Here is a 17920-nt window from a genome sequence, read left to right as displayed (position 1 = left end):
GTGCGGGCGATGCCCTGCCTCTAGCGACTGCGACCGGGTGACGCAAGCGGTTCCGGCAGTGCGTATTCCACGATCTCGGTGCGCTGGAAGGGTTTGAAATTGTCGTCCGAGATCATCGTCAACCGCATCGCGCCGGTATCGTCGCGCCAGACCGCGATGCCTTCGAGATTGTCGTGGCGGCGCGTGGTCGTGGTCAGCAGCGTCGTTTCGTCGGTCAGCGCGTCGTGCGTGATGCCAAAGCGGCGGACGCGACTGCGAAAGCCCAATCCGGTGAACTCGCGTTCCAGAAGATACAAACGCCCGTCCGGTCCGATATCGGCGCCGACGGGCAGGAAACCGCCACGGCGCGGGATCTCGTAGGTTTCGGTCCAGGTGCCGTCGTCATAGACCCAGACGGGGAACGGACGGTTCAGGGCACCGGATCGTTCGGGGATCGCATAGAGCCGGTTGTCGTCGTCCACCGCCAGCGCCTCGATTCCGGAATTGCGTTGCAGCGCCTTGAACGCTTCGGGGCGCGGCAGCCGGGCGGCAGCGTCAAGGGTCAGATAGGCCCAGACCCGGTGCTGGTATTCGTACGACACGAAGATCCGCCCGTCCGCCCGGATCGCCAATCCCTCGGCATCGTGCACATGGTCTGGCAGAACCCGACCGTTGGGGTCTCGCAGGGGCGCGATCGGCCCGGCCTCGATGGCGGCGATGCGGCCCGCCTCGCGTCGGAACCGGCCCGACACGATGTGGCCACGGTCGCTGATCGCGGTGAAGGCAGATCCATCCTCCGACACTTCCAGCCCGGAAAACCCGCCGAAGGCCGGATCGTCGACCTGCCAGCGGAAACTGGCAAGATGATGCGCAAGCTGCGGCTGGCCCGCCGAGGACGCCAAGGTCAGTCCAAGGGTCAGGGCCGCCGCGCTCAGCGCGCGGCGAGCACGCTGGCGCATTGCTGGGGCAGATCGGCCAGGGTCAGTTCCCGCCTGGGCCGCGGTTTGGGGGCGTTCGGGTCCGGCGGCGGCGGGTTCAGGATTCGGTCGACCCAACCCTGCGCCTCGGCGCAGCCATCCCCGGCGGGCGGCGGCGCCTGGTCGACGCATCCGCGCGCGCCGCGCGGGCAGCTCAGCCGGACGTGGAAATGGTAGTGATGCCCCCACCACGGCCGGATCTTGCTCAGATAGGCGCGGTCGCCGGTTTCGTCCCGGCACATCCGAACCTTGGCGCCGGGAAAGACGAAGATCCGCGAAACCCGGGGGTCCTGGGCGGCGGCCTTCATGATCTCGTGATGCGCGCGTGTCCAGTTGTCGTTGACGAAGGCGCCATTGGACCGGCGTAGCGAGATCGACGAGATGCTTTCACGCTCGGCCGGGGTCAGGTCCAGCCGCTTGGCCGGCAGCATCCAGATATCGGCATCCAGCCCGATCTGGTGGCTGGCATGCCCGGTCAGCATGGGCCCGCCGCGCGGCTGGCTGAGATCGCCGACATAGAGCCCTTGCCAGCCGGGCTGCTGCGCGGCCTTCCGGCTGAGATCCTGAACGAAGTCGATCAGCTCGGGATGTCCCCAGTTGCGGTTGCGCGACAACCGCATCGCCTGCCAGGTCGGACCGGTCTGGGGCAGTTGCACACCGCCGGCCAGACACCCCTTGGAGTAGCTGCCATAGGCGGCGGGGCTTTGTGTCGACGCGCCCGACGCGGCGCCGAACAACTGCTTGGCCTGCTTGGTGGACAGGACCGGATCAAGCCTGACTTGCCGGGTTTCCCCGGAAATGTCGCGTTCGGTCGTGGTGCCGCCGCAGGCGGCCAGCGTGGCCATCAGCGCCACGCAGATCAGGGTGCGGATCATGCTGCTCGTGCTCCGTCTGGTTTCACCCAGCTTAGCAGAACCAGACCGGCAACGAAAAGGAAGATGACCGGCAGAAAGCCCAATTGATTGCTTTGCGTCCAGACGGTGAACACTGTGATCATCGCGGGCGCCAGGAATGCCGTCGCCTTGCCGGTCAGCGCGAACAGGCCGAATGCCTCGGCCGCGCGTTCCGGATCGGCATGGCGAACCATCATGCTGCGCGACGCCGAATACAGCGCCCCGCCGGCGCCGCCGATGATCGCACCGCAGATGTAGAAGATGATGTCGGGCAGGCTCGATCCTTCGGACAGCGGGATGCCGAACAGCTGTTCGCGCGACATGCCGACGATGATCGTGCAGACCAGGATCAGCGCGATGCAGCAGAAGGTGATGACCGGCTTCGGACCCAGGCGCTGGTCGGCGATGCCCCCGACCCAGGAAAGAACCGCAGCCGCAATGGCCGCGATGATGCCGAAGACGCCGATCTGGATGATTTTCCATTCCAGCACCAGCGTCGCGTAGATGCCGCCATAGGAATACAGCGCCGTCAGCGCGTCACGGTAGAACATCGAGGCCAGCAGGAACGACCCGTAGGATCGCTGACGGGCCACGCGCTTGATCGTCGTCCAGAGGTCGGTCAGCACGAACCCGATGGACGGGGTCGGGCGCCGGTCGGCGGGATTGTCGCGGTTCCAGACGAAGAACGGGATCATGAAGACCGCGAACCAGATCGCGATGAACGGCCCGACAAAGCGCGTGCCTTCGCGTTGGTCGGGGTCGAGGCCGAACAAGGGCTCGAGCCCGATCAGGGTCTTTCCGCTGTCGTTCTCGGCGAAGAACAGCAGCATCACGAACAGCGACAGCACGCCGCCCCAGTAACCGAAGGCGGTCGCACCGCCGCTGATCCGTCCGACATCGCCGGGATCGCCCAGCGAGGGCAGGATCGAGTTGTTGAGGTTGAAGGCGGATTCCGACGCGGTGAAGCCGATCCAGAACAGCGCCAGCGTCAGCATCAGGCCGGTGCCGTCGGGCAACAGCCCCCACAGCATCCATGCGCAGATCACAGTGACGATGGAGAAGAACCAGAACCACGGCATCTTGCGGCCCGAAAGATCGGCCCAGGCGCCCAGGATCGGTGCCGACAGGGCGATGAACAGGCCCGACAGGGTCTGCGCCGAAGACCACAGGCTTTGCGCGCTGGCATTGGCCGCGCCCTGATCCATGCCTCCGGCGTGAAAATAATCCGCGGCGACGGCGGCGAAATAGGGGCTGAAGATGAAGGTCAGTCCCAGTGTCGCATAGGGTTGCTGCGCCCAATCGAAAAACATCCAGCCCCAGATACGCTTGCGCAGCGGTATCGTCATTCCGTCCCCCTGGTTTATCGGGGGGATCAAAGACCGGGCAGGGCCTGCTTGCAAGGATTGTTTCAGGCAGCGCGCGCTGCCGCTGCGTCATCCATTTGCATCGGCGGCCAGGGGCGCATGTCCTCGGCCTTCAGCCAGGCTTCGATCCAGTCCGGCAGGGCGGGCGGCGCTTCCTGCAGGTTCAGGGCCGACAGCACGCGATCCGTCGCCACGATGCCGTTGCGGTCGGTGACCGCGCTGCGATAGACGATATGGCTGGCGCAGTCGCCGTTGCGCTTCCACATGCTTTGTTCGAGATACATGAACCGGTCGTCCCAACCGACCAGGCGCGAACGCATCTCGATCCGCTCGAAGGCGCGCACACGACGGCGGTAGCGCACAACGGCCCCGGCCATGGTCAGGCCCCATTTCTGGCGCGCCAGCAGGTTCAGCAACCCGGCGCGCTGCGCCAGTGGCAGGCGCCCCAGGTCGTAGAGCGTGAGCGTGCGGCCATTGTTCAGTTCCATCCACATGTCCAGATCCCAGGGCCAGCAGACATGGTACGAGACATGGGTGTCGAACAGGCCGACCGGCGGCTGACGGCGGGCGATCAGGATATCCTTGATGAGGCGGACAAAGGGATACATGGCAGGGCTCCTTCGCATCCTCAATTGAGCGCAGGTTACGCGAACGTCAACCAGAACCTCGGGTAAGGCTTGCCCTCGGCCACCCGCGCGCTTACCTGTTGCGCGGCCAAGTGACGAAAGGGAAGCCATGCAATCGTTGTTCCAGATCCTGATGCTGATCCTCGATGTGCTGTGGTTCCTGATTATCGCGCATGTGATCATGAGCTGGCTGATCCAGTTCCAGGTGCTGAACCTGCGCCAGCCGCTGGTCGCCCAGATCTGGGACGGGTTGAACCGCCTGCTGGAACCGATCTATTCCCGAATCCGCCGTATCCTGCCGCAGATGTCCGGGCTGGACCTCGCGCCGCTGGTCGCGTTGATCGGCGTCTACGCGATCCGCATCATCCTGGCCAATAATGCCGGGTTCTTCTTCGGTTGACGGTCGCGGCGGCGGATCCCGCCGGGAATGCGTATTTTAAAAAGAGAAGAAGACGCATCGGGGCTTGATTCACCAAATCTTGGTATGTGACAGTCTGGATACGAGCAGATCTAGTCAAAATCAGGCGAAACCATGCCCCGCGATACGACCGGCGCCGAAGCGCTGTTGCGCGACATTTTCGGATTCGACGCGTTTCGCCCCGGCCAGGGCGAGATCGTCGAGGCGGTCGCGCGCGGCGACAACGTGCTGGCGATCATGCCGACAGGCGGCGGCAAGTCGCTGTGTTTCCAGTTGCCAGCGCTGATGCGTGACGGGCTGACGGTGGTGATCTCGCCGCTGATCGCCCTGATGCGCGACCAGGTGCGCGGCCTGCGCGAGGCCGGCGTCGAGGCCGCGGCGCTGACCTCGGGCAATACCGAGGACGAGACGAACGCGGTCTGGGACGGGTTGCGCCGGGGCACCTTGAAGCTGCTTTACCTTGCGCCGGAACGGCTTGCCGCCACCGGCACGCAGCGGATGCTGGCCCAGGCCGGGGTCAGCCTGATCGCCGTGGACGAGGCGCATTGCGTCAGCCAGTGGGGGCACGATTTCCGCCCCGATTACCTGCGGATCGGCGCGCTGCGGCGCGCGCTGGACGTGCCGCTGGCCGCCTTCACCGCCACCGCCGACGCCGAAACCCGCGACGAGATCGTCGACAGGCTGTTCGACGGCGCGCCGCCGCAAACCTTCCTGCGCGGTTTCGACCGGCCCAATATACACCTCGCCTTTTCCCCGAAAGACAGCCCGCGTGCGCAGATCCTGTCCTTTGCTGCGGCGCGCAAGGGGCAATCCGGCATCGTTTATTGCGGCACCCGGGCCAAGACCGAAACCTTGGCCCGCGCCTTGATCGAGGACGGCCACAACGCCTGTCACTACCACGGCGGCATGGAGGCGGAGGACCGCCGGGCAGTCGAGGCGCGGTTCGCCACCGAGGACGGGTTGATCGTGGTCGCGACCGTTGCTTTCGGAATGGGCGTCGACAAGCCCGACATTCGCTGGGTCGCCCATGCCGACCTGCCGAAATCCATCGAGTCCTACTACCAGGAAATCGGTCGCGCAGGGCGCGATGGCGCCCCGGCCGAGACACTGACGCTGTATGGCCCCGACGACATCCGTCTTCGCCGCGCCCAGATCGATGAAGGGTTGGCTCCGCCGGAACGCCGCGTCGCCGACCATGGCCGCCTGAACGCGCTGCTGGGCCTGGCCGAGGCGCAGCACTGCCGCCGGCAGACGCTGCTGGGCTATTTCGGCGAAGCGGCCGAGCCCTGCGGCAAGTGCGATCTGTGCGACAACCCGCCCGAGCTGTTCGACGGCACCGAGGCGGTGCGCAAGGCGCTGTCGGCGGCGCTGCGGACGGGCGAAAGCTTTGGCGCCGGGCACCTGATCGATATCCTGATCGGCAACGATACCGAAAAGGTACGCCAACGCGGTCACGATGGTCTGCCGACCTTCGGTGTCGGGCGCGACCTGACCCGCGTGCAATGGCAGGCTGTGTTCCGGCAGATGATGGGTCATGATCTGATGCGTCCCGATGCCGACCGCCACGGCGCGCTGGTGATGACTGATCGCGCGCGGCCGATCCTGCGCGGCGAGGACACGATCACCCTGCGTCGCGATGCGCTGCAAAGAACCGAACGCCGTCCCGCCGTGCGCCAGATGGTCAGCGAGGACGACGCGCCGCTGCTGTCGGCGCTCAAGGCCAAGCGCCGGGCGCTGGCCGAAGCGGCGCAGGTGCCGGCCTACGTGATCTTCAACGACCGCACGCTGATCGAGATGGCCGAGACCCGGCCGCAGACACTGGATGCGCTGGCTCGGATCAACGGCGTCGGCGCGAAAAAGCTGGAGCGCTACGGCGATGCGTTCCTGGCCGTGATCGCGGGCGACGCGCCGGATCTGCACCCGGCGCGTCGCAAGCTGGCCGGGCGGTCGGCCGGTGCCCTGTTCGACGCGCTCATGGCGGCCCAGGCGGCGCTGATCCGCGGCGCGGACGGAACGGCCAAGCCGCTGTCCTGTTCGGCCGCGCAAATCGCCAAGATCGCCGATCAGCGACCCGACTGTAGCGCAGCCCTGGCCCGCCTGCTGGACGACCGCCGCGCCGACCGCTTTGGCGCCGCGTTTCTGGACGTTTTGCAGGCGGCGGACTAGGTTCCCGTTCAAGCAAGGGAGGCGCCGATGCTTGTCGTCATTTCACCAGCCAAGCGGCTGGACTGGTCCGAACGCCCGACCGCCATGACCCGGCCGGATTTCGGAGAGGATGCGGTGCGTCTTGCGCGGACCGCGCGCAATCTGCCGCTGCGCGATCTCAAGGCGCTGATGGATCTCAGCGACGACCTGGCCCGGCTCAACCGCGACCGGTTCAAGTCTTTCTCTCCTGCCCCGGATGACGATGCGCTGCGCCCTGCGGCACTTGCCTTTGCGGGCGACACCTATCTCGGGCTCGAGGCGGCGACGCTGGATGCCGACGAACTGGCCTGGGCGCAGGATCACCTGAGGATCCTGTCCGGGCTTTACGGACTTTTACGCCCGCTCGACGGGATCCAGCCCTATCGGCTGGAGATGGGATCGCGGCTGAAGACCCGGCGTGGAGCGTCGCTGTACGACTATTGGCGCGACGACCTGGCCAGGGCGTTGAACGCGCAGGCGGCGGCGCTGGACACCGACGTCCTGGTGAATTGCGCCAGCCAGGAATATTTTGGCGCGGTGGCGCCCAAGGCCCTCAAGTTGCGCGTGGTCACGCCGCAATTCATGGAGGACAAGAACGGCGCGCCCAAGATCGTGTCTTTCTTCGCCAAGCGCGCCCGTGGTGCGATGGCGCGCTTCATCGTCCAGAACCGGGTGACCGATGCGGCGGCGATCACCGGGTTCGACAGCGGCGGCTATGTGTATCGCCCCGATCTGTCGACCGAGGACAAGCCGGTATTCGTGCGGCCTGCCGAGGCCGCTCAGTCTGCCGCCTGATCGACGCCGGTGATCCGCCCTGCGGAATGGACGGCAAGCTTTTCCACCAGGGCCGCCTTGCGCAGCGGTTTGGTAAGGTAGTCGTCCAGCCCGGCATTCAGGATCTGGTCGCGGTCGCCATCCATTGCGTGGGCGGTGACGGCAATGATCGGAACACGCGGTCCGTCGCCTTCGATCTTGCGGATCTCGCGCGTTGCTTCCTTGCCGTCCATCTTGGGCATCGAGATGTCCATGAAGATCATGTCGGGCCGCTTGTCGCGATAGGCGGCGACCGCTTCGAGCCCGTTCGACGCAAAGCGCAAGGACAGCGGCAGACCGCCGACCATCTTGCTGAACACCAACTGGTTGGTCCGGTTGTCTTCGGCCACCAGAACGTCAAGCGTGGCGGTGTTCTGCGCCGCGTCCCCGGGTGCGCCAGGCACCATGTCCGTAGGGTCGGCAACGGGCTGTGGCGACTGCGACGCGACTTGCGTATCCTTGGCGAGACCTTCGAGCGCCGCGAACAAGGCGCGGCGCGGCGCCGGCTTTGACAGCACCGTTGCGACCAACCGCGACGCGATCGGGTCGACCTGTGTCGGGTTTGCCGCCAGAAGGATGGCCGGAATACCGTGACCCAGTTCGCGAAGGTCGCGGACAAGATCGACCCCGGTGCGGTCCGGCAGGTCCTGGTCCACGATCAGTAGATCGGGACGATCCGATATCGCCTTGCACGCTTCGGCCGCGGAACCGGCAAAGCGCGTTTTCAGACCGAGAGCCCCGAGTTGCTTGGTCAGGATCGAGCGGTGCGCGCCCTGGTCATCGACGATCAGAACGTGTCTGAGATTGTCCGGCAACTGGGCGGTTTCATATGCGACCGGCTCGGCCGCAGGTAATTCCACCCTCAGGCCGAAACACGACCCCTTGCCCAATTCGGACTCGGCCCAGACCTCACCGCCCATCAGCTGCACGAGCCGACGCGAAATGGCCAGACCCAGCCCGGTGCCCTCGAAATTGCGGTTGCGGTCGTCCTCGACCTGATTGAATTCGCCGAAGACGTGATCGACCTTGTCGGCGGGAATCCCGATGCCGGTATCTTCGACGGTGATATGGATGGCCGTTTTACCGTCGTCTTCGGGGACGCCGACGACGCGAACCAGAACATGCCCTTGGTTGGTGAACTTGATGGCGTTGCCGATGAGGTTCGTCAGCACCTGACGGACGCGGCCGGCGTCACCCACGAAGCGGGTCGGCAGGAACATGTCGTAATCGGCGAAAAGCGCCAGACCCTTGTCCCGCGCCGTCGGCCCCAGCAGCAGCAGCACTTCGTGGATCGCGCGTTCCAGATCGAACGGTTCGGGATGCAGCACAAGCTTGTCCGCCTCGATCTTGGAATAATCCAGGATGTCGTTGATGATGACCAGCAGCGCTTCGCCCGATGATCGGATCGTGTCGACATAAAGACGCTGTTCATCGGTCAGCGCAGTTTCCATCATCAGGTCGGCCATACCCACGACGCCGTTCATCGGTGTGCGGATCTCATGGCTCATGTTGGCGAGGAACGAGGATTTCGCCCGGTTGGCGGCTTCGGCGCGGATCATCGCGTCCTGCAGGCGGCGCTGATCCTTCTTGATCTGGGTGATGTCGATGCGCAGCCCCACACGCCCGCCATCGCGGGTTTCGCTTTCGTAGACCCGAACCCAACGGCCATCTTCCAGTTGCTGTTCCAGTTCGGCCTGTCCGCCGCGATGCGCCGCCAGCCGTTCCTCGAGCCATTCTTCCTCGCGCCCGAGGGCATCGGTGTATTGTCCGCGCTCCAGACCGTATCTGAGAATATCCTCGAACGAGGTGCCCGGGATCATTGCGGGGGCGGATGCCTTGTAGATGTCGCGGTAGGGCTGGTTGCACATCAGCAGTCGGTCATCGGCGTCGTAGATCACGAAGCCGTCCGGCAATTCAGCAACGGCCGACCACATGCGCATCAGTTCGGTGATGTCGATGCCCAGGCTGACGATGCCGCCGTCTGGTGTGCGCCGGTCGCGCAATTTCACGAACTGGCCGTTCCACAACCGGATCGTTTCGGTGGGAATATGCGGCTTGGTCCAGCGGTCCAGCATCCGTGCGCGCCAGCGGTCGGGCTTCTCTCCCTGCAGGTCGACGATGCCTTCCTCGACCAGCATGTCGAGGATGTGGCCATAGCTTGCGCCGGGCTTGATGCTGTCCAGCCCGTCGAAAACGGCAAGATAGGCTGGGTTGGCCAGTTCCAGTTGGCTCTGGTCGTTGAACATGGCAAAGCCGTCGCGCATGGTTTCGAGCGCTTTCCACAGCTGCCCCTCGACCAGTTGGATCTTTTCGTTCGCCTGGCCCAGCTGCACCATGACGCGCTGCTTTTCATCCCGGATCTCGGCCACTTCGGCGCGGGTTTCGCTGATTTCGTGGGTCAGGCGTATCGCGCGCTGGTTCAGCTTCTTGTTGGCGGCGAACAATTCCGCCTGTTTGAGTTCCAGCAGGCGTTCGGCGGCAAGACGGGCGCGTCTTTCCTGTGCCAAGCGGTCAGCCAGCATTGTCGTTCTTCCTCTATGCGCGCCCGCACTCTGGCCAGACGTGGTGAAAATCCCCTTAAGGCGGAACCCTTGCCGGGTATTTCGGCGCATGGCACGATGACAGCATTTCTCGCGAGGATGATTGAATGCAGCGTTCCCTCTGGGCCCTCCTGACGGGCTTGCTTCTGGCCCCCCTGGCGCAGGCCCAGGATCTGGTCCCCGAACGGCGGCTTGTGGTGACGCAGGACGTGGATTTCTACGGATCCGATCTGCAGGCGCTGTTCGACACCACGCTGGAGGCATGCCGGAAACTCTGTCTCGACAATCGCGATTGCGCGGCTTTCACCTTCAACACCCGGTCGAATGCCTGCTTTCCGAAATCGCAGATCAGCGACCGGCAGCCTTATGAAGGCGCGATCTCGGCGCAGGTCGTGACGGCCGATCCCGCGATTCTTGGCATTGCCACGGCGCGAAAGGCCGATCTCGACTTCCTGGAAGACAGAGACCTTGACAACGCTGCGGCCGAAGCGGCCGCCATCGGACTGCGCCATTCCGGCGGTGAGTGGAGCGTCGAGCAACTGCTGAACGCCGCCCGCAACACCTCGAATCTGCGCGATGCACTGAATTGGACCGGTTCGGCCCTGGCCCAGACCGACACCGGCGACTTGTGGCTGGACTACGGGTCGATTGCGGCGCGGTATGCCGAAACCCAGACCGGGAACACCCGTCGTGTGCTGCGCGATCGTGCCGTGCTGGCGGCGATCAATGGCTATCTGCGCAGCCCTTCGGCCCCGATGCGGCAAACCGCCTTGCTGCAGATGGCGGACGCGCTGGAAACCGTTGGGCGGGGGCGCACGATGATTCCGGCACTCAGGCTGGCCGAGCAGATCGGCCCGAGGGCCGACATCGGCGCGGCGCTGGATGACGCGATCGGCAAATACGGTTTTCGCATTGTCGAACACATCGTCGAGGCCGACAGTTCCGAACCGCGCCTCTGCGCCGATTTTTCCGATCCACTGATCCGGGCCGGGCAGGATTACGCGCCCTATGTGCGCCTGCCCGACCCGACACTGGCCGTGCGCGCAGAAGGCAGCCGCCTTTGTATCACCGGTGTCACGCATGGCGAACGCTATGACGTCACCTTTCGTGCCGGCCTGCCCTCGGCGAGCGGCGAAGCGCTGATCCGCGACGTGGCGCTGCGGCTTTACGTGCGCGACCGCACGCCGACCGCGTCATTCCCTGGCCGCGCCTATGTGCTGCCCCGGGGGCCGGGTGCTGGCCTTCCGTTGCAGACGGTCAACCTCGACCAGGTGGACTTGACCCTGCGACGGGTCTCGGACCGGAACCTGATCCGCGCCATCCAGGAGGATTTCTTCGCTCGCCCGCTGAATTACTGGCGCGAACAGCTTTTTGACCAAGAAATCGCCGAAGAGATCTGGCGCGGCACCGCCGAGGTCGAAAATGCATTGAACCGGGACGTGACGACCCGTCTGCCCATTGGAGAGGTGATCGGTGATCTGCCGGCCGGAATCTACGCTCTGGCCGCCCGCGTGCCGGGGCGCGAGGACAGTGACGAAGACAGCGCGATGCAGTGGTTCGTGCTGTCCGATATCGGTCTGACCACGTTGCATGGCAGTGATGGGCTTACCATCTTCGCCCGGTCTCTGGGCGATGCTTCGGCGTTGTCCGACCTGACGGTCGAACTGGTTTCGCGCGGCAATCGGGTGCTCGGCCGGGCGCAAACCGACGCGGATGGCGTGGCTCGGTTCGAGGCAGGGTTGCTTCGCGGAACTGGTGCCGCGGCACCGGCGATGATCACGGCCCGGCAAGGCGAGGCCGACATCGCCTTTCTTTCTCTGACCGATCCGGCCTTCGACCTGTCGGATCGCGGCGTGGCCGGGCGCGCGGCGTCCGGCCCTATCGACGCCTTCCTGACCCCCGACCGTGGCGCCTATCGCGCCGGTGAGGTGATCCATGTCACCGCGCTGATGCGGGACGCCCGGGCTTCGGCCCTTGCCGGCGTGCCCGCGACGCTGATCCTGTCCCGTCCGGACGGGGTGGAACATGCGCGGGTGACTTCGGCCGATGACCGCGCGGGCGGGCATGTCTTCACTCTGCCGTTGGCGCCATCCGTGCCGCGCGGCACCTGGCGGCTGGCCCTTCATGCGGACCCCAAAGCGCCCGCGCTGGTCAGCCAGACCGTGCTGGTCGAGGATTTCGTGCCCGAACGGATCGATGTGACCCTGTCGCTGCCCGACGCGCCCATCTCTCCGGTCTCGCCGCCGCTGGTCGATTTGACCGCGCGCTACCTTTTCGGCGCGCCGGGCGCTGATCTGGCCATCGAGGGCGAACTGCGCCAGCGCGGTCTGACCACCCTCGACGCGCTGCCGGGTTACCGCTTTGGCCGCCACGATGAACCGGCCGAAGATTTCGTGACCGGCCTGCAAGGCGATTTGCGCACCGATGCCGGTGGCCGCGCGCAACTTGCCCTGCCGGTTTCGGCCGCGCAGGCTGGCCAGCCGCACGAAACCACCCTGACGGTGCGTGTGACCGAAGGCGCAGGCCGTCCGGTGGAACGGTCGATCACGCGGCCGGTCCTGCCCGCAGGTCCGATGATCGGACTCAAGCCAGAGTTCGATAGCACATTGCCCGAAGGCGGCCAGGCGCGTTTCCTGGTGCAGGGGTTCGGACCGGATCTGCAACCGGTGCCGATGCAGGTCGCCTGGCAGATCAACCGCGTGCGCACGCACTACCAATGGTATCAGCTTTACGGCAACTGGAACTGGGAGCCGGTCACGTCGCGTGAAACGGTGGCCACCGGCACCGGCAGTCTGGGAACCGATCCCCTGCGCGTGACCGCGCCGGTGACCTGGGGTGAATACGAGCTTGTGGTCGAACGCACCGACGGCGCCTACGTGGCGTCCTCTGCGGCGTTCGAGGCCGGATGGTATGCGCCCGCCGATGCCGTCGCAACGCCCGACACGCTGGACTTGTCGCTGGACAGACCCGCTTATCGCGCCGGTGATATCGCGGTCCTGCGCATCGTGCCGCGCCATGCGGGACAGGCATTGGTGACGGTGCTGTCCGACCGCGTCATCGCCATGCAGGCGGTGGAAGTTGGCGAGGGCGAGACGCTGATCCGGCTGCCGGTGACCGAGGAATGGGGCAGCGGCGCCTACGTCACCGCGACCGTTTTGCGCCCCGGCGCCGGCGACCAGTCGCCCGGCCGCGCCCTTGGCCTGGCCCATGCCGCGATCGATCCCGGTGCGCGGCATCTGGACGTGACCCTGGACGCGCCCGCCGAAAGCGCACCGCGCGGTCCCTTGCAGGCCGGCGTTCGGGTCGATGCGCCCGATGGTGCCCAAGCCTTCGTCACCGTTGCGGCCGTCGACCTGGGCATTCTCAACCTGACCGGTTTCGCCGACCCGGACCCGGCCTTGCATTACTTCGGCCAAAGACGGCTCGGGGTGGAAATCCGCGATCTCTATGGCCGACTCATCGACGGACAGCAGGGCGCGCTTGGCCGCCTGCGCTCGGGCGGCGATGCGGCCGACCGCATGCGCCTGCAAAGCCCACCGCCGACCGAGGCGCTGGTCGCCTTCCATTCCGGGCTGGTCGCGGTACAGGATGGGCGCGCGCAGGTCAGCTTCGACATGCCCGATTTCAACGGCACCGTGCGGCTGATGGCCGTGGCCTGGACGGCGCAAGGCGTGGGTCAGGCCGCGGCGGATGTCCTGGTGCGCGACCCGGTGGTGATCTCGGCGGCCCTGCCGCGGTTCCTTGCACCTGGCGACGCCGCGCGGCTGCGGCTCGATCTGAGCCATACGACCGGCCCTGCCGGCGACATGTCCGTGCTGGTCGAGGGCGTCGGCGACGGTCGCCCGATTCCGGTCGCCGTTGCGCCCGGACAAACGATGGCGGTCGATATCTCGCTGACGGCTGGCGCCGTCGGCGACCGCACGATCCGTGTGGCCCTGACCACGCCGGATGGACAGACCCTGACCAAGACCCTCGCCCTGGGTGTTCGTGCCAACGATCCGCAAACCGGCGCGACGCGCCGCTTTCAGCTCGCCCCCGGCCAGACCTTCACGCTCGATGCCGAAGCCCTGGCCGATCTGCGACCCGCCACCGCCGAGATCATGGTCTCGGCCGGGCCGCTGGCGCGGTTCGATGCGGCTGGCATGCTGCGCGCGCTTGACCGCTATCCCTATGGCTGCACCGAACAGATCACCTCGCAGTCGCTGCCGCTGCTCTACCTGTCGTCGCTGGCGGAACCGCTGGGCCTGGGCAATCGCGACCGGATCGGATTGCGGATCGGCCAGGCGATCGAACGCGTGCTGACCCGCCAGGGCGCCAATGGTGCCTTCGGCCTCTGGAGCGTGGGCGCAGGAGATTTCTGGCTCGATGCCTATGTCACCGATTTCCTGACCCGGGCCCGCATGCAAGGACACCCCGTGCCGGACCGCGCGCTGGATGCGGCGTTGGACAACCTCGCCAACCGCATCGCCTATGCGCCGGATTTCGACAGCGGCGGCGAGGATATCGCCTATGCGCTGTTCGTGCTGGCGCGCGAGGGGCGCGCGGCGGTGGGTGATCTGCGTTACTACGCCGATGAACGTGCCGATGCCTTCGCGACGCCGCTGGCGCAGGCGCAACTGGGCGCGGCGCTGGCTGCTTACGGAGATCAGCGCCGCGCCGATGCGCTGTTCGCCAAAGCCGCCCGCCGGATCGCCGCGCAATCGGGCGACGACCCGCGCCTCTGGCGCGCCGATTACGGGTCCACCCTGCGTGATGCTGCCGGCGTGCTGTCGCTCGCGGTCGAAGCAGGCAGCACGGTCGTCGATCGCGATGCGCTGACGGCACGGATCGCAACGGCCGCGGGCCGGCTGTCGCCCCAGGAACAGGCCTGGTCGCTGCTGGCCGCGCATGCCCTCGTGCAAGACCCGACCGTTTCGGGGCTGAGCATTGACGGCGCCGCGGTCTCCGGCCCGTTCATGCGCCGCATCCCCGGTCGCGATCTGACCCCGATGCGGATCACCAACACCGCAAACCTGCCCACCGATATCACCCTGACCACGCTGGGTGTGCCCGCCGCCGGCACCGAGGTGTCGGGCACCGGGTATTCCCTGACACGGGAATACTTTTCGATGGATGGCCGGCCCGTTTCCGGACCGATCCGCATTGGCGACCGGCTGGTGGCTGTGCTCTCGGTGCGCCCTGCCGAAGACATCGCGGCGCGGCTGATGATCGACGATCCCCTGCCCGCGGGCTTCGAGATCGACAATCCCAGCCTGCTGCGGGCCGGCGATGTCCGTGCGCTCGACTGGCTGGAAACCACCGATGCCGAACATGCCGAGTTCCGCACCGACCGTTTCCTTGCAGCGGTGAACCAGCAGGGAAATGAAACCATCCGCCTTGCCTATATCGTGCGTGCCGTGTCGCCTGGCGATTTCCACCACCCGGCCGCAGTTGTCGAGGACATGTATCGCCCCGATTACCGCGCCACGACCGCGTCCTCGCGGCTGAAGGTGCTGGAATGACCGGCGGGCCGATCGCCAGGGCCCGCTGGCGCGCCTTGGACCGCGAAGGCGAGGACTATTGCAGCCTCGCGGCGCATAGCGCCGGCTTCATGCTGGTCGGCCATGCCCGGTTTCGCGACAGGCTCGGTGCTGCGGCGCTCGACTACGTGGTGCGATGCGACGCGAATTGGCATACCACCAGCGCCGATGTGACCGGGCTTCACGGCAGCCACGAGATCAAGCTGCACCTGGCGCGCGATGGCGACGACTGGGAATTGAACGGCGTCGCCCAGCCGCAAGTGGCCGGCGCGCGGGATGTCGATTTCGGCTTCAGCCCGGCGACCAACCTGATGCCGCTGCGCCGCCTGCCGCAGGTCGGCGCCTTGCCCGTCCGCGCCGCCTGGTTGACGCTGCCGGGGCCACGACTGGACCCGCTGGACCAGACCTATACGCGCGAACGCGGCGGCTATGTCCGCTACCAATGCCCCGGTACGGGGTTCGAGGCGCATTTGCGCGTCTCCGCCTGCGGGTTCGTGTCAGACTATCCCGACCACTGGGAAGCGATGGATGCGTAGCCTGCTGGTTCTCGTGGTCCTGTTGTGGGGCGCGGCAATCACCCGCGATCGCGCCGAAAGCTGGGTCGACGGAACCGTTCTGCCGCCGCTGGTGCACGCAACCGGCGCCGAAATCCGTGACCGCAACGGTGCGTTGCTGCGGGCCTATACCGTCGAGGATGGGCGCTGGCGCCTGGATTTACCGCTGGACCGGGTCGATCCGCTGTTCTTGGACATGCTGGTTGCCTACGAAGACAAAAGGTTCTTTCGCCATAACGGGGTCGATCCGCTGGCTGTCCTTCGCGCCGGCTGGCAGGCGCTGCGGAACGGTCGCGCGGTTTCGGGGGCTTCGACCCTGACCATGCAGGTAGCGCGTCTGCTCGAAGACAGCGGCACCGGAACCTGGCAAGGCAAGCTGCGGCAAGCGCGTCTTGCACTTGCGCTGGAACGGCAATTGTCCAAGGACGAAATCCTGGGGCTTTATCTGCGACTGGCGCCCTATGGCGGCAACGTGGAAGGCCTGCGCGCGGCGTCGCTGATCTGGCTGGGCAGGGAACCTGTTCGCCTGACCCCTGCACAGGCCGCGCTGCTGGTCGCCCTGCCGCAAGCGCCCGAGACCCGACGGCCGGACCGCTTTCCCCAGGCCGCGCGGCTGGCCCGCGACCGTGTGCTGCAGCGAAGCGCGAAGGCGGGTGTCATCGATGCCGATACTGTCCGTGCCAGCCTGCGCGATCCGGTCCCCAACGGCCGCCATCCCATGCCCAAACTGGCGCCGCACCTGTCCGACCGGGTTATGGCGCAAGCGCAGGGACGACATGACCTGATGCTCGACGCCGACCTGCAGTCGCGCCTCGAAGCCCTGGCCGACGAAGTGATGCGTGGCCACGATCCGCGCCTCTCTATCGCGATCATTGTTGCGGATCATGAAAACGCCGAGATATTGGCTTCGGTCGGCTCGGCGGCCTATGCGTCACGCGGGCAGGGCTTCGTCGACATGACAAACGCCAAACGCTCGCCCGGATCCACGTTGAAACCGCTGGTCTACGGCCTTGCCTTCGACCGCGGGCTTGCCCATCCCGAAACCCTGATCCTCGATGCGCCGGTTCAGTTCGGTCGGTACGCTCCGCAGAATTTCGACGGAGTATTTCGCGGCGACGTTCGGATCGCCCGGGCCCTTCAACTATCGCTGAACATTCCGGTCGTCCGGCTGACCCAGGCGATGGGTCCGGCCCATCTGATGGCGGCGCTGCGCGATGCCGGCCTGTCGCCCGAGTTGCCGCCGGGCGGGGCGCCCGGTCTTGCGGTCAGTCTTGGCGGGGTGGGGCTGTCGCTGGAGGAACTGGTGACGCTCTACGCCGCGCTCGCGCAGCAGGGACAAGCGCGGGCGCTGCGCTGGAACAGGCTCGACCCTCCCACTGATCCCGTCTCGATCATGAGCCGTGCCGCTGCCTGGCAGGTCGGACATATCCTTGCCGATCTCGCGCCCCCGCCGACATCCGGGAAACCCGGTCAGGTGGCCTACAAGACCGGAACATCCTACGGACACCGCGACGCATGGGCGATCGGCTGGGACGGCCGCTATGTCGCCGGGGTCTGGATCGGGCGGCCGGACGGCACGCCGGTTCCGGGCGCGTTCGGCGGCGATCTCGCTGCCCCCGTGCTGTTCCAGGCGCTGGCGCGTGCCCGCGCCGTGCCGGTCGCCTTGCCCCCGCCGCCACCGGACGCCTTGCTGGTTTCCGGCGCGCGACTGCCGCCAAACCTGCAACGCTTCGGCGCCGCGGTGCAGGCCCAGGCGCCGCTATTGCACCTGGCCTTTCCGCCCGACGGCGCGCGTCTGCCCGCAGAAGGCGCGCCGCTGACGATCAAGCTGCGCGGCGGCATCGCGCCCTACACCTTGCTGGCAGACGGCCGCGTCCTTGCGACCGGCCTGCGCCGCACCCAGATAACCGGGCCGCGCCTGGCGCCAGGCTACACCGCGCTGTCGGTCATCGACGCCTCGGGCCAATCGGCCAGCGTCACCGTCGAAGCGCGCTGACCCTGCCTTCTTCTCTTTTCCAAATACGCAATCCGCGCTTGCCAGGTGGCCGCGACG

General features: G+C 66.5%; 11 protein-coding genes. 6 read left to right on the top strand and 5 right to left on the bottom strand.

The features are described from left to right. Window positions 1-20: 20 nt before the first annotated feature. From KUH32_RS05675 to KUH32_RS05660, 4 genes are all read right to left on the bottom strand, one after another. Complete coding sequence (locus KUH32_RS05675) at window positions 21-938, bottom strand: esterase-like activity of phytase family protein (protein WP_217777073.1); 918 nt, start codon at window positions 936-938, stop codon at window positions 21-23. Beyond that, window positions 911-1831, bottom strand: a complete 921-nt coding sequence (gene mepA, locus KUH32_RS05670) for a penicillin-insensitive murein endopeptidase (protein ID WP_217777072.1) — start codon at window positions 1829-1831, stop codon at window positions 911-913. The genes KUH32_RS05675 and mepA overlap by 28 nt, the downstream gene beginning before the upstream one ends. After that, a complete protein-coding gene (locus KUH32_RS05665; RefSeq protein ID WP_217777071.1) occupies window positions 1828-3195 on the bottom strand; it encodes an MFS transporter in 1368 nt (455 codons plus the stop codon). The genes mepA and KUH32_RS05665 overlap by 4 nt, the downstream gene beginning before the upstream one ends. A gap of 62 nt (window positions 3196-3257) precedes the next feature. Next, window positions 3258-3821, bottom strand: coding sequence for an acyl-CoA thioesterase (locus KUH32_RS05660; protein WP_217777070.1), 564 nt, complete (start codon window positions 3819-3821; stop codon window positions 3258-3260). Window positions 3822-3948: 127 nt separating this feature from the next. Between KUH32_RS05660 and KUH32_RS05655 the strand changes: the two genes are divergently transcribed. From KUH32_RS05655 to yaaA, 3 genes are all read left to right on the top strand, one after another. Further along, window positions 3949-4239 carry a YggT family protein gene (locus KUH32_RS05655; protein WP_217777069.1) on the top strand — a complete coding sequence of 97 codons (291 nt, stop codon included), beginning with the start codon at window positions 3949-3951 and terminating at the stop codon, window positions 4237-4239. A gap of 132 nt (window positions 4240-4371) precedes the next feature. Next, the gene (gene recQ / locus KUH32_RS05650; protein WP_217777068.1) at window positions 4372-6423 is read left to right on the top strand and encodes a DNA helicase RecQ; all 2052 of its coding nucleotides are present in this window, start codon (window positions 4372-4374) and stop codon (window positions 6421-6423) included. Window positions 6424-6450: 27 nt separating this feature from the next. Continuing rightward, window positions 6451-7236 carry a peroxide stress protein YaaA gene (gene yaaA / locus KUH32_RS05645; RefSeq protein WP_217777067.1) on the top strand — a complete coding sequence of 262 codons (786 nt, stop codon included), beginning with the start codon at window positions 6451-6453 and terminating at the stop codon, window positions 7234-7236. Here yaaA and KUH32_RS05640 read toward each other — a convergent pair. Continuing rightward, window positions 7221-9776, bottom strand: coding sequence for a response regulator (locus KUH32_RS05640; protein ID WP_217777066.1), 2556 nt, complete (start codon window positions 9774-9776; stop codon window positions 7221-7223). The two genes, yaaA and KUH32_RS05640, sit on opposite strands and share 16 nt — an antisense overlap. Window positions 9777-9901: 125 nt before the next feature. Here KUH32_RS05640 and KUH32_RS05635 point away from each other — a divergent pair, with 125 nt between their 5' ends. Genes KUH32_RS05635 through pbpC form a run of 3 tightly spaced genes read left to right on the top strand, consistent with a single transcriptional unit; the run spans window position 9902 to window position 17863 of the window. Further along, entirely contained in the window at window positions 9902-15295 is a 5394-nt protein-coding gene (locus KUH32_RS05635) for an alpha-2-macroglobulin family protein (RefSeq protein ID WP_217777065.1), read from the top strand. Beyond that, a complete protein-coding gene (locus KUH32_RS05630) occupies window positions 15292-15849 on the top strand; it encodes a putative glycolipid-binding domain-containing protein (RefSeq protein ID WP_217777064.1) in 558 nt (185 codons plus the stop codon). Before KUH32_RS05635 ends, KUH32_RS05630 begins: the two co-directional genes overlap by 4 nt. Beyond that, on the top strand, window positions 15842-17863 hold the full coding sequence (pbpC, locus tag KUH32_RS05625; RefSeq protein ID WP_217777063.1) for a penicillin-binding protein 1C: 2022 nt from the start codon (window positions 15842-15844) through the stop codon (window positions 17861-17863). Before KUH32_RS05630 ends, pbpC begins: the two co-directional genes overlap by 8 nt. The last annotated feature ends 57 nt before the right edge of the window (window positions 17864-17920 follow it).

The organism is Thalassococcus arenae (genome assembly GCF_019104745.1).
In the GTDB taxonomy this organism is placed as follows: domain Bacteria; phylum Pseudomonadota; class Alphaproteobacteria; order Rhodobacterales; family Rhodobacteraceae; genus Thalassococcus_B; species Thalassococcus_B arenae.
The sequence above is the reverse complement of the archived record's forward strand: the minus strand, read 5'-3'. Positions and strand labels throughout refer to the sequence as shown.

Coding starts and splice junctions, on each gene's coding strand:
- KUH32_RS05675 (WP_217777073.1), bottom strand. CDS start 938: ATGCGCCAGCGTGCTCGCCGCGCGCTGAGCGCGGCGGCCCTGACCCTT.
- mepA (WP_217777072.1), bottom strand. CDS start 1,831: ATGATCCGCACCCTGATCTGCGTGGCGCTGATGGCCACGCTGGCCGCC.
- KUH32_RS05635 (WP_217777065.1), top strand. CDS start 9,902: ATGCAGCGTTCCCTCTGGGCCCTCCTGACGGGCTTGCTTCTGGCCCCC.
- KUH32_RS05665 (WP_217777071.1), bottom strand. CDS start 3,195: ATGACGATACCGCTGCGCAAGCGTATCTGGGGCTGGATGTTTTTCGAT.
- KUH32_RS05655 (WP_217777069.1), top strand. CDS start 3,949: ATGCAATCGTTGTTCCAGATCCTGATGCTGATCCTCGATGTGCTGTGG.
- KUH32_RS05630 (WP_217777064.1), top strand. CDS start 15,292: ATGACCGGCGGGCCGATCGCCAGGGCCCGCTGGCGCGCCTTGGACCGC.
- KUH32_RS05640 (WP_217777066.1), bottom strand. CDS start 9,776: ATGCTGGCTGACCGCTTGGCACAGGAAAGACGCGCCCGTCTTGCCGCC.
- recQ (WP_217777068.1), top strand. CDS start 4,372: ATGCCCCGCGATACGACCGGCGCCGAAGCGCTGTTGCGCGACATTTTC.
- yaaA (WP_217777067.1), top strand. CDS start 6,451: ATGCTTGTCGTCATTTCACCAGCCAAGCGGCTGGACTGGTCCGAACGC.
- pbpC (WP_217777063.1), top strand. CDS start 15,842: ATGCGTAGCCTGCTGGTTCTCGTGGTCCTGTTGTGGGGCGCGGCAATC.
- KUH32_RS05660 (WP_217777070.1), bottom strand. CDS start 3,821: ATGTATCCCTTTGTCCGCCTCATCAAGGATATCCTGATCGCCCGCCGT.